Source organism: Pseudoalteromonas sp. OOF1S-7, assembly GCF_022347765.1.
GTDB lineage: Bacteria > Pseudomonadota > Gammaproteobacteria > Enterobacterales > Alteromonadaceae > Pseudoalteromonas.
Window position 1 is genome coordinate 1 of record NZ_JAKRFZ010000002.1, and the last position, 11,543, is coordinate 11,543.

Genomic DNA, 11,543 nt, shown 5'->3' on the forward strand with positions numbered 1-11,543 from the left:
GCCGCCACCGCCGCCACCGCCGCCGCCACCGCCACCGCCGCCGCCGTTTCCATCTGTGCAATCAGTACAGTCATCAGTTTCATATGCCGCAACTGAGTTTAGGCCCCAACCCCATTCTAGCGTTTGAACATCTTCCGATGTCTCATCATCTATATAGGTGTGCGTGGTGAGTGTTAAGTTTGTCGTGAACAACGCCATATATAGCGCTGACTTTTTGACACTAATCTTCATTTATACTCCTTCAAAGATTATTTTTTAGTAGAGAATCAATTTGCTCAAAAGTGGCGAGTATTTGTGGGCACTCGAAGACGATTGTCCCCTCTGGATAACGCATGGCCCGTGGTACCAATATCTTATTATCACATAGTGATTTAATAACACTTTGCAAATAACCCACTCTGATCTTCAATTTTTTGGCCAGGCTTGGCAGGAAAACGATTGGCTGAGACCAGAGAAACCTGATGACCAAAAGGTGTACATGTGCCTGAGGCATCAGAATAAATGGTGCGGTCAGTTTTTTATTCGTTGACTCTATTAGACTCAAGCATTGCGACCCCGTAGCTTCAGCCCAAGTCATTGCATGTGTCCAATAATCACAATCAACATACTCCTTCGAGGTTACGCCATACTGATGTAACGCGTTAAAGTAGTTGTTTTTATCGGCCGAGAGGCGATATAAAAAGCTTAGAAGAAGGCGTGGCTCTTGGTGTAACTGAGCAAAAGCCATGGCCCGCGCTGTACGGCCATTGGCATCGTAGAATGGATGAATATTAACCAGTCTTGAATAGTTAATTATTGTGTTGAATAAGCTTGACTCTTGACATTTTACATCACTTACATATTCATTCATTAAAGCGTGTATACGCTCCGGTGGCGGTGGAATGTATAAGCGTTCACCGTTTGGGGCTGAAACCTTGCACTCAACCTTTCTTATTGTATCGTCAGGCTGACTGTTTAATAAAATAGCATTGGCGCGACATAGAGAGTTTACACTCACCCCGTGCTCAATAAAGACACTTATTGCTTTATTAAAAACCTGGTTAAAATGAGCTTGCTGAAGTACGGCCTGATTGCGAAAACCTGCTTGTGATTCAAAAAGCGCAATCTGCGCTCTCGTGACACCTCTTGTCTGCCTCAGACTCGAACCACCGGCTAAATAACGCACGAATAAGCGAGCCAAAACATCATTTTTTATGAAGTCCATCTGGTAAAAAATAAAATATGTAAAATATAATATCTTATTATATCATGCTTGTTCCTATTTTATAAATAGCTTAACCAAATTAATGCATAGATATAAAGGATAACAAGGTAAACTTAACCAAAGTGGATATTAAACAGCCAGCGCACCGTCAACTCTTAACATTACCGTAAAAAACACCTAGCTTTTTAAACATGCATATACCTGCCAACTTGAAATAATATGCGATCTTCATCACATCAGCGCGTTTTCCTCTGATGACAAGCTCGTAGTACCGCCCTTTTTTGCTCGTTATCACATGACTGCCAGTTCATAATTTCTTTTAAAGTACGATAGCATCCAACACAGATATCGTTCTCATCAAGACAACAATGTCGAATACAGGGTGATGCGACCTGCACTGCGTTATTTTGGGCAGATTTCGCCTCTTTGTTTACACTCATCATTCAACTCCGCAATCACTTTTAAAGCATTATACCCTTTAAACACAGGCTGAGATATTTTTGCTTGCCAGCGGACAAAAAATGACTATGATGCGTCCTGCAAAGCAGGCAGCAAGCCATAAAGCCCAGAGCCACGAGGTTAAGATTACTTCTTCTCTTTTGCTTTAATGACACACTTTTTGATTTTGATACGACTAAATATAGGAAATCAGGTTGGCCGCTTTAGTTCATTTTCGTGCAAGGCACGACGACTCAACAACAGATGACACACTGTTTTCACTCATTGCTGATGATTTACTGAGCCAGGGTTATAGCATTCGCCCGGGCGCACTCCCGTGCGACCTGGCAGACGATTTACTGGCCTATCAGCACAGTTTAAGTACGCAAAAGTATGAACATGCCGGCATTGGCCGTGGCGATGATTTCTTACATAACGATTTTGTGCGTACAGACGAAATTTGCTGGATAAACGGCGAGTCAGAGCCCGGACAGCGCTGGCTTGACTGGACCAGGCGGTTACAGCAATTTTTGAACCGTCGCTTGTTTATGGGATTGTTCTCATTCGAAAGTCATTTTGCTCATTACGCCAGCGGCAGTTACTACAAGCGCCATTACGACGCGTTCAGAGGTGAAACCAACCGCATCCTGTCACTGGTTACCTATCTGAATCCTGGGTGGGCACATAATGATGGGGGGGAAATGGTGCTCTACCGGGATGACCATGACCTTGACGGGATAAAAGTAGTCCCTTTACACGGCACGCTTGCCCTGTTTTTAAGTGAAGAGTTTCCTCATGAAGTACTCCCGGCTAAACGAGACAGATATTCTATCGCAGGCTGGTTCAGGGTAAATACCTCCATTGCGGGTAAGATAGATCCCCCAAGATAAAAACGTGGCAAGCGCAAATAAGTCACCATACCCGGGCCTGAGAGAATTTTAGGCCCAGGTATCTAAGTGTTGCTCTTCGTCGTCGATCTCACTGTCATCTTCGTCTTTTTTGCGGGCATCTTCCTCTTTATGCTTTTGCTGCGCCATCTCCAGTAAGTGCTTTTTACGCTTAATCCTTTCTGTTCGATTGTCGAGCACTCCCGCAACTTTAAACGGGCCATCATGACTCACTTGCAACCGAACTATCGGCGCCAGGAACGGCTTAAATGCATCCATAATCCACCTCATTTCGTGGTATTTCATGCCTTTATTATCGACAGTTATAATTTATTCTTTAATTTATGCAAAAAAGTACTTGCACGCAATTCCTCTCCTGTGTTTATCTATAGATACATTTTGAGCGCCTGATGCGCGTCACATTTAAGATAAACAACAAGAGAATCTGACATGCTTATTACACTGACAGCTATCCATCATCACCATCATACACCGGGATAACCTGTCAGGTATTTCGCTGGTGGGTTATTCCTTCAAGGAACCTCCGGCGAACTAGCACTCAACATAATTTATTTTCGCCCTGAGGTTCCCTCGGGGCTTTTAGTTTTTAAACTTAGGAAATAAATTATGAACACCAACAACCGTTTACGAATTGCAATTCAAAAATCTGGCCGCCTTTCTAAGGATTGTCAGTCACTGCTCAAACAGCTTGGAATTAAATTAAATCTGCGCGAACAGCGCCTGATCGCCCACTCTACCAATATGCCAATCGATGTCCTGAGAGTCCGTGATGACGATATTCCGGGTTTGGTCATGGATGGTGTGTGCGACCTGGGCATTGTAGGTGAAAACGTGCTGGTTGAAACGCAGGCTGAACGCCAGCGCAACGGGCAGCCCAGCGAAGTCAGCAAGCTCGCAAAACTCGACTTTGGCTATTGCCGTCTGGCACTGGCCTGGCCGCAGGAACTGGGTATGCAGGATAAAAGCTGGTTCAACGGCAAACGCATCGCAACCACATACCCAGAAATTTTGAAGCAGTACCTCGAACAAGAGCAGATTGATGCCAGTGTCGTTATGCTAACGGGCTCGGTAGAAGTTGCACCTCGTGCTGGCCTTGCCGATGCAATCTGCGATTTGGTATCAACCGGCGCAACGCTCGAAGCAAACGGCCTGATGCAGGGCGACACCATTTTAGAATCGAACGCCTGCCTTATCCAAAACGCTAACCTCAGTGACGACGATAAGCTCTCACTTATCAACAAACTGATGCCCCGTTTGCGCGGTGTAAAACAGGCAAAAGAAAGCAAATACATTATGTTGCACGCGCCAAAAGCGAAACTTGATGAGATCTGTGCGTTGTTGCCGGGGACAGGTCAACCAACCCTGCTTGCTCTGGCCGGAAGCGAAGAATATGTTGCTCTGCACATGGTCAGCAGCGAAACCCTGTTCTGGGAAACCATGGAAGAGCTCAAAGCGCTCGGCGCAAACTCTATTCTAGTTATGCCAATCGAAAAAATGATGGAGTAACCACGCATGTTTATCTGGAATGAGGCGGACCGGGCTCAGCAAAAGGCTGCACTTGAACGCCCGGCCGTGACTATCAGTGATGAGCTGGAAAAAGTTGTTGCAACAATCATTGCAGAAGTCGAGCTAAACGGTGATGAAGCATTGCTGGAATATGCCCGTAAGTTCGATAAACGTGCTCAGCCTCGGTTATTGGTATCCGCTGAAGAAATTCAGGCCAGTGAAGGCGTTATTTCAGCAGAACTTAAACAGGCCATCGACCAGGCTTACAGTAATATTCGCACTTTTCACGCACTACAAGTGCCCGTAGAAAAACGTCTTGAAACACAACCTGGTGTGATATGCGAGCTTAAGTATCAAGCTATTGAAGCGGTTGGTCTGTATGTCCCGGGAGGCAGTGCACCACTGCCGTCTTCTGTACTTATGCAAGGAGTCTGTGCCCAACTGGCAGGGGCACAAACAATTGTATTGTGCACGCCAGTTAACGGTGAACAAAGCATTGATCCTGCAATTTTATATGCGGCCAAAAAATGCGGTATCACCACAATCGTTGAAAGCGGCGGCGCCGGTGCAATTGCAGCGATGGCACTGGGTACCCAAAGCGTACCTAAAGTAGACAAAGTGTTTGGACCGGGAAATGCCTTTGTGACTATGGCCAAACAGCTACTGTCGCAATCGCTTCCAGGATTTGCCATTGATATGCCCGCAGGACCTTCAGAAGTATTGGTCATTGCCGATGAACGCGCTAACCCGGCTTACGTTGCTGCTGATCTGCTCTCGCAAGCCGAACACGGCCCCGACTCTCAGGTACTGCTGCTCAGTAACAGCAAACAGCTTATTAAAGAGGTCCAGGGCGAACTGGATCGTCAGTTGTTGCAACTAAGCCGCGCAGACATCGCCAAACAGGCGCTTGAAAATAGCACGCTTATTCTGGTCGAAGATATGGAACAAGCATTTGCGGTTAGCGCAGAGTACGGACCTGAGCACCTGATCTTACAGCTCGGTGAACCAGAGCCCTATCTGCCTTTAGTGAAAAATGCCGGCTCGGTATTTGTTGGTGACTACACGCCTGAATCCGCAGGTGATTACGCGTCAGGTACCAACCATGTATTGCCAACATATGGTTACAGTCGCTGCTATTCGAGCCTCAACCTGCTCGATTTTTATCGTACCTATACGCAACAGACAATCAGTAAAGGGGGTTTACAGTTGCTAAGCAAGGCCATTTTCCCCCTGGCTGAGGCGGAAGGCCTGAATGCCCACGCCAATGCTGTCAAGATCAGGCTGGAGAACAACGCATGAGTCAAATTGAATTACCAGAGAATATTGCGTCATTGAGCGCATACAGCTCGGCGAAGAGCGAAAAGCTCACCGGCACAACCTGGCTTAATGCCAACGAAAGCCCTTATTCACGGCGTGTGAGCCTCAACTTTGAAGCACTCAACCGCTATCCGGATCCACAACCCGAAGCGGTAATAAACGCTTACGCCAGTTATGCGGGCCTTAACCCGGAACAGGTGTTGATGACGCGTGGCGCTGATGAAGGCATCGAGCTGTTGGTACGTACTTATTGTACACCCGGACAAGACAAAATCGCTTTATTCCTGCCCACGTACGGCATGTATAAAGTAACGGCAGATACCCACAATGTCGGGATCACAGCACTTGAGCAGAGCCTGTTGCAACAAGGCAGCGCAGCAGAAATTGCAGGCGCTGTTGGCAACGCCAAGCTGGTATTTATCTGTAACCCCAATAACCCGACCGGCGCGACGGTAAGTACAGATAAAATTGCTGCGATTGCAGCGGCACTCAAAGACAAGGCACTGGTCATCGTCGATGAAGCTTATATTGAGTTTTGTGAACAACTCACCGCAGCGAACCTGTTATCGGATTTCGAAAACCTGGTGGTACTGCGCACCCTGTCAAAGGCATTTGCCCTGGCCGGGCTCAGAACCGGGTTTACCCTGGCTTCACCCAACGTACTTGCACCAGTACGCAAGGTTATCGCCCCTTATCCGGTGTCTGCGGTGGTAGCGCAAATTGCACAGGAAGCGTTGACCCCGGATGCCATTACCCAGATGCGCCGTCAGGTCAGTATTCTCAATAAAGCAAAGGAAAAGCTCACTGAGGTACTTGGAGGGTCCGAAAAAATTGCCAACGTCATGATTGGCGAAGGCAACTTTATTACAGTCCAGGTACGGCAGGTAAACGATATTAAACAGGCGATGCAATCAGGTCTTATCATGCGTCCCTTTACCCTCTTCGGTGAGGATAATTGGTTACGCATTTCAATTGGTAGCGAGCAGGAATTAGAACAAGTCAGACGCTGGCTGACACAACCACAGGCAGAACAATAACAATGAGCACACCTTATTTATTCATCGACCGGGATGGCACGTTAATTGAAGAACCCATTTCGGACAAACAGGTAGACAGTCTGGAAAAACTGGCCTTGCTGCCCAACGTGATCCCGGCTTTACTATCGCTACAGGCCGCCGGCTACAAGCTGATCATGGTCTCAAATCAGGACGGACTGGGCACCGACAGCTTTCCAGAGGAAGACTTCGCCCTGCCCCACAATCAAATGATGGCGATTTTTACCAGTCAGGGGATCCGATTTGAAGACGTGTTGATTTGTCCACACTTTGACGAAGACAACTGTCAGTGCCGAAAACCTAAAACGGGTTTGCTAACCAACCTGATGCGCTCGGGTAAAGTTGATCTTGCGAACTCCTATGTGATTGGTGACAGACAAACCGATATCGAGCTGGCTAATAACCTGTGTATTGAAGGGATTCTTTATGACGATAACTGGCCAGAAATTGTCACCCGCTTGACGACCCAAAACCGTCAGGCATCAGTACAACGTAATACCAAAGAAACGCAAATCAATCTGGCACTTAACCTGGACCAAAACAGTGTCGGGTCTATCAGCACAGGCCTGGGCTTTTTTGACCACATGCTGGATCAAATTCGCACTCACGCGAACATCGGCCTGACGATAGAAGCCAGTGGCGACCTGCACATTGATGAGCACCACCTGGTAGAAGACATTGGCATTGCCCTTGGGCAGGCACTTAAACAGGCGCTCGGTACTAAGTCGCAGATCGCCCGTTATGGCTTTGCGCTGCCAATGGATGAATGCAAAGCTGAGTGTCAGCTGGACTTATCTGGCCGGGCATCATTTGTGCTAAACGCCGACTTTAGTCGTGAAAAAGTGGGTGACCTGGATGTGCAAATGGTTGAGCACTTCTTTAAGTCGCTGGCAGATAATGCCAACATCAGTCTGATCCTGTCAGTCAGCGAAGGCAACTGCCACCACCAGGTCGAAGGTTTGTTTAAAGTCTTTGCGCGAGCGCTGCGTACGGCCATCGCCAAAGATACCAGCCAGCAAACTGCAAGCTCTAAGGGGTGCTTATGATTGCCATCATTAACACGGGCTGTGCCAATATCAACTCGGTACGCTTTGCCTTTGAACGTCTGGGTGTGAATCCGGAAGTGATCCGCGACCCGGCAAAGCTAAAGCAATTTGACAGAGCGGTGTTACCCGGCGTCGGACACGCCTCTGTGGCAATGAAACGCCTTCGCGACCAGGGTTGGGACACCGCCATCGCTGAGTATCAGAATCCGCTCATGGGCATTTGTCTTGGCATGCAGCTGCTGTGCGACGAAACCGAAGAAGGGAACGTTCAGTGTCTGGGCCAAATTCCCGGCAAAGTCAGCTATCTTGAAACCGGTCAGTTAACCAGTCCGCACATGGGCTGGAATACCTTGTCTGTGTGCAAGGCACACCCGCTGACACAAGGGCTTAACCCAGACGATCAGGTGTATTTTGTCCATAGTTTTGCCCACGCCAGCAATGCAAGTACAGTGGTCGAAAGTGAATATGGCACACGTTTTTCTGCCGTGGTTGCCAAAGACAATTATGCCGGTATGCAGTTTCACCCGGAGAAAAGCGCCAAAGTAGGTGCAGCCTTACTGAATAACTTCCTGAACTGGCAATTATAAGGACAAGATAATGATCATTCCTGCATTAGATGTATTACAAAACCAGATTGTACGCCTGTATCAGGGCAAGTATGACACCGCACAGTTCTACCCCTTCGAACTGGCAAGTCGCTTAAAAGCCTATCAGGATGCGGGTGCCGCTAAATTACACCTGGTTGACCTGGAAGGCGCGCGCGACCCACAAAAGAAGCAATGGCAACAAATCCAGCAAGCCACTGCTGAACTGACGGCCCCTTATCAGGTCGGCGGTGGGATCCGTCGTTATGAAGACGTGAAGCAATGGCTTAAAGCGGGTGCACAACAAGTTGTGATTGGTTCCATGGCCGTAGATAGCAAAGAAGAAGTCGCCGCATGGATTGAAGAATTTGGTGCCGAGCGCTTTGTCATCGCACTGGATGTAAAACGCAGCGCATCGGGCTGGGCAGTTGCCACCCATGGCTGGCTCGAGGAGTCTCAGTTAAGCCTGTTTGAACTCATTGATTTTTACCTGGCGCTGGGCGTGTATGACTTTTTATGTACGGACATCAGTAAAGATGGCACTATGACAGGCCCCTCTTTTGCACTCTATCAGGAAATCGTCGCGCACAGTCCAGGCGTGCGAGTTCAGGCTTCGGGTGGGGTCAGCAGTTTAGATGATATTCGTCAGTTGATTGAACTGGGCGTAAGTGGAATTATTCTGGGTAAGTCGTTACTGGATGGCGCATTTACTGTTGAGGAGGCAATCGCATGTTATCAAAGCGCATAATCCCCTGCCTCGATGTCAAAAATGGTCAGGTTGTTAAAGGCGTTAAGTTTAAACAACACGAAATCGTTGGCGAGATCCTTGAGCTTGCCGCGCTGTACAGTCAGGCCGGAGCTGACGAACTGGTGTTCTATGAGATCAGTGCCAGCGTTGAGAAACGCTTGCTGGATGTTAACTGGGTCAGGGACATAGCCCGCCATATTGATATTCCTTTTTGCGTCGCAGGTGGCATTAAGTCGGTGGCAGATGCCGCAAAGGTGCTAGAGCAAGGTGCGGATAAAATTTCCATTAACAGCCCGGCAATCGCGCGGCCCGAACTCATTAAAGAGCTGCACGATGAATTTGGCAAACAATGCGTGGTCGTAGGTATCGACAGCTTTTTTGATGCCAACACCGGCGAATATCTGGTGTACCAGTTAACCGGCGACCCTAACAGCGCGAGCCAGACACGCTATAAAACCAGTGAATGGGTACAGCGTGTTCAGGAACTTGGAGCAGGAGAAATTGTCCTCAACTGCATGAACCAGGATGGTGTGCGAAAGGGCTATGACATTGAACAACTGAGTAACATTCGCAAACAATGTGACGTACCACTGATTGCCTCTGGCGGTGCTGGTACTATGCAGGACTTTGTCGATGTATTTCAGCAAGCCGACGTCGATGGCGCGCTGGCAGCCAGTGTCTTTCACAAACAGCTCATTGAAATTGATGCGCTTAAACAATATTTAGCGGCTAACAAGGTACCTTGCAGATTATGAAACTCACTCCGGACAACCTCACAATTCTAGATTTTGATAAAATGGCGCTGATCCCCGCCATCGTTCAGGACGCACAAAGCGGCGTTATCCTGATGCAGGGCTTTGTGGATCAGGCTGCACTCAACGCAACCTTTGAAAAAGGCCTTGTCACCTTCTACTCTCGCTCAAAACAGCGGCTGTGGACCAAAGGTGAAGAGTCTGGCAATGTGTTAAAGCTGGTTTCAGCCCACACCGATTGCGATAGCGACAGCCTGCTGCTGCTTGCAAACCCTGTCGGACCAACCTGTCACCTCGGCACGCAAAGTTGTTTTGCCGACGCGCGTCCGGCAATTAGCTTCTTGTCTGAGCTGGAACGCGTCATTTGCGAGCGTAAAGACGCCGATCCAGAACAAAGTTACACTGCTTCTTTGTTTGCCAAAGATCTCAGCCGCAGCTGCCAAAAAGTGGGTGAAGAAGGCGTTGAGGTGGCACTGGCGGCCATGAAGCAAGATCAACTCGAATTGCGCAACGAATCTGCGGATCTACTCTACCACCTGATTGTATTACTGCAACGCAGTGGTTTATCCCTTGAGCAAGTCGTAGAAACACTGAGCGAACGTCATAAATAACGCTGAGTTTTCTGCGAACTCAGCCTGCTTCATGCTATGCTCAGGCCAGTTGAGTCATTTCAGGCTCGACTGGCTCCACAATTAAGATGAAGGACATAGCCATGAATCATCGCCAGTTTATTCTCCCTATTGCGCTGATATCACTCACCGCATGCCAACAATTGCCTGCCGACGTACAAAACCGCGTCGACACAATGAGTGACTGTGACAAAGTACTTGCTCTGACACGCGGAACTCAGGATGACTTTGCCCAACTTAAAGGCAGCGAAGTCAGCTCACCACTGATGAGCGCATGGCAACCAAAGGCCCACTTGATAGCCAACAGTTGCCAGATCAACCAGTACAACAGCGGGCGTGTCGCCTACGAATGTACAAAATTGTTCAGTACCAAAGCACAAGCTACCGTACTATTTGACACTGTAGCGCAGCAGTTGAACACCTGTCTGGGAGCTTCATGGCAAAGTCGTGAAATAAAAAACCAAACCCAGCTTTATACCAGTAACGCCTCGGCAGCAAAAATTACACTCAGCCAGGGGACCGGTCTGGACCGCCAAACACCCTGGGTTATCGCAATAAACATCTCCAATTAGTATCACAAAAGGCAGATGTTCATCATCTGCCCGGTTTTTGTTTAATTTGGCGACAATCACATATCATTATTCAATAAATGTTTGATCAGCCCTTAAATATTAGTACCTAAAGTGGCATAGTGTTGTTAGTAGTTAAGGTGAGTTTGACAACTTATCAATAACCACCTAACTTCAGACATCACAATAAAAACCAAAATCCTCAGGGAGAACCCAGTGTCAATTGAAATCAACTTTGAATTATCCGATGCCGACCTGGCGCACTTTCGTAGCATGATGAATGCAACCATCGAAAAGAGCCATGGCTTGAGCGACGACGAAATCATCAGCAAGGCCAAAGAGCTGGTCAACAATATGGAAAAGTCGAGCTTACCTGAGTTCGTGCGCACGCGTATGATGTCACTTGCTGCACTGATTGATGCAGTGCAGGACGAAGAATGGCAAATGCCTGAAGATGAAAAGCGCGAAATCATGCTGTCTCTGGCGTATTTTAGTGAGCCTGAAGACATAGTGCCAGATAATGTCCCTGTGCTGGGTTACATTGATGACGCCATTATGATCGAGTTGGTGCTTCAGGAACTGTCTCTGGATTTAAGCGCTTATCGTCAATTCTGTGGCTTCCGTGCGACAGAGGAAGCCCGCCGGGGGGATGCTGCTAAAGTGGATCGTGAAAGCTGGTTGGCTGGCACACGCTCTCAGATCCGCTCTTCTATGCGCCGCAACCGCTCAACCACGAAGAAGTCACGCTTCTTTTCGCGAATTATGTAATGTAATCGTTTTTAAAAAA

General features: G+C 48.0%; 14 protein-coding genes and 1 pseudogene. 11 read left to right on the forward strand and 4 right to left on the reverse strand.

Annotated features, from left to right (window positions below):
- The 3 genes and pseudogenes from MHN33_RS03020 to MHN33_RS03030 all read right to left on the reverse strand — a co-directional run.
- Positions 1-231, reverse strand: a pseudogene (locus MHN33_RS03020) (hypothetical protein); the annotation flags it as partial.
- A gap of 10 nt (positions 232-241) precedes the next feature.
- A complete protein-coding gene (locus tag MHN33_RS03025; RefSeq protein ID WP_239395026.1) occupies positions 242-1,204 on the reverse strand; it encodes a Fic family protein in 963 nt (320 codons plus the stop codon).
- Positions 1,205-1,440: 236 nt separating this feature from the next.
- Entirely contained in the window at positions 1,441-1,647 is a 207-nt protein-coding gene (locus MHN33_RS03030) for a DUF1289 domain-containing protein (RefSeq protein WP_343224795.1), read from the reverse strand.
- Positions 1,648-1,857: 210 nt separating this feature from the next.
- Between MHN33_RS03030 and MHN33_RS03035 the strand changes: the two genes are divergently transcribed.
- The gene (locus tag MHN33_RS03035; RefSeq protein ID WP_239395028.1) at positions 1,858-2,532 is read left to right on the forward strand and encodes a 2OG-Fe(II) oxygenase; all 675 of its coding nucleotides are present in this window, start codon (positions 1,858-1,860) and stop codon (positions 2,530-2,532) included.
- 48 nt (positions 2,533-2,580) lie between these two features.
- Here MHN33_RS03035 and MHN33_RS03040 read toward each other — a convergent pair whose 3' ends face one another.
- On the reverse strand, positions 2,581-2,808 hold the full coding sequence (locus tag MHN33_RS03040) for a hypothetical protein (RefSeq protein ID WP_209054163.1): 228 nt from the start codon (positions 2,806-2,808) through the stop codon (positions 2,581-2,583).
- 348 nt (positions 2,809-3,156) lie between these two features.
- On the opposite strand from MHN33_RS03040, the gene hisG reads away from it, so the two are divergent.
- The 10 genes from hisG to MHN33_RS03090 all read left to right on the forward strand — a co-directional run bounded on the left by hisG (position 3,157) and on the right by MHN33_RS03090 (position 11,524).
- On the forward strand, positions 3,157-4,056 hold the full coding sequence (hisG, locus tag MHN33_RS03045; RefSeq protein ID WP_239395039.1) for an ATP phosphoribosyltransferase: 900 nt from the start codon (positions 3,157-3,159) through the stop codon (positions 4,054-4,056).
- Between the two features lie 6 nt (positions 4,057-4,062).
- A complete protein-coding gene (gene hisD / locus MHN33_RS03050) occupies positions 4,063-5,355 on the forward strand; it encodes a histidinol dehydrogenase (RefSeq protein WP_239395041.1) in 1,293 nt (430 codons plus the stop codon).
- On the forward strand, positions 5,352-6,410 hold the full coding sequence (hisC, locus tag MHN33_RS03055; RefSeq protein WP_239395043.1) for a histidinol-phosphate transaminase: 1,059 nt from the start codon (positions 5,352-5,354) through the stop codon (positions 6,408-6,410). The genes hisD and hisC overlap by 4 nt, the downstream gene beginning before the upstream one ends.
- 2 nt (positions 6,411-6,412) lie before the next feature.
- Positions 6,413-7,474 carry a bifunctional histidinol-phosphatase/imidazoleglycerol-phosphate dehydratase HisB gene (gene hisB / locus MHN33_RS03060; protein WP_239395045.1) on the forward strand — a complete coding sequence of 354 codons (1,062 nt, stop codon included), beginning with the start codon at positions 6,413-6,415 and terminating at the stop codon, positions 7,472-7,474.
- A complete protein-coding gene (gene hisH / locus MHN33_RS03065) occupies positions 7,471-8,061 on the forward strand; it encodes an imidazole glycerol phosphate synthase subunit HisH (RefSeq protein ID WP_239395059.1) in 591 nt (196 codons plus the stop codon). The genes hisB and hisH overlap by 4 nt, the downstream gene beginning before the upstream one ends.
- A 10-nt stretch (positions 8,062-8,071) precedes the next feature.
- Entirely contained in the window at positions 8,072-8,806 is a 735-nt protein-coding gene (hisA, locus tag MHN33_RS03070) for a 1-(5-phosphoribosyl)-5-[(5-phosphoribosylamino)methylideneamino]imidazole-4-carboxamide isomerase (RefSeq protein ID WP_209054169.1), read from the forward strand.
- Positions 8,788-9,561: an imidazole glycerol phosphate synthase subunit HisF gene (hisF, locus tag MHN33_RS03075; protein ID WP_239395072.1), complete on the forward strand. Its 774-nt coding sequence runs from the start codon at positions 8,788-8,790 to the stop codon at positions 9,559-9,561. Before hisA ends, hisF begins: the two co-directional genes overlap by 19 nt.
- Positions 9,558-10,169 carry a bifunctional phosphoribosyl-AMP cyclohydrolase/phosphoribosyl-ATP diphosphatase HisIE gene (gene hisIE / locus MHN33_RS03080; protein ID WP_239395073.1) on the forward strand — a complete coding sequence of 204 codons (612 nt, stop codon included), beginning with the start codon at positions 9,558-9,560 and terminating at the stop codon, positions 10,167-10,169. Before hisF ends, hisIE begins: the two co-directional genes overlap by 4 nt.
- Positions 10,170-10,270: 101 nt before the next feature.
- The gene (locus tag MHN33_RS03085) at positions 10,271-10,759 is read left to right on the forward strand and encodes a hypothetical protein (protein ID WP_239395075.1); all 489 of its coding nucleotides are present in this window, start codon (positions 10,271-10,273) and stop codon (positions 10,757-10,759) included.
- Between the two features lie 213 nt (positions 10,760-10,972).
- On the forward strand, positions 10,973-11,524 hold the full coding sequence (locus MHN33_RS03090) for a YkvA family protein (protein WP_239395088.1): 552 nt from the start codon (positions 10,973-10,975) through the stop codon (positions 11,522-11,524).
- The last annotated feature ends 19 nt before the right edge of the window (positions 11,525-11,543 follow it).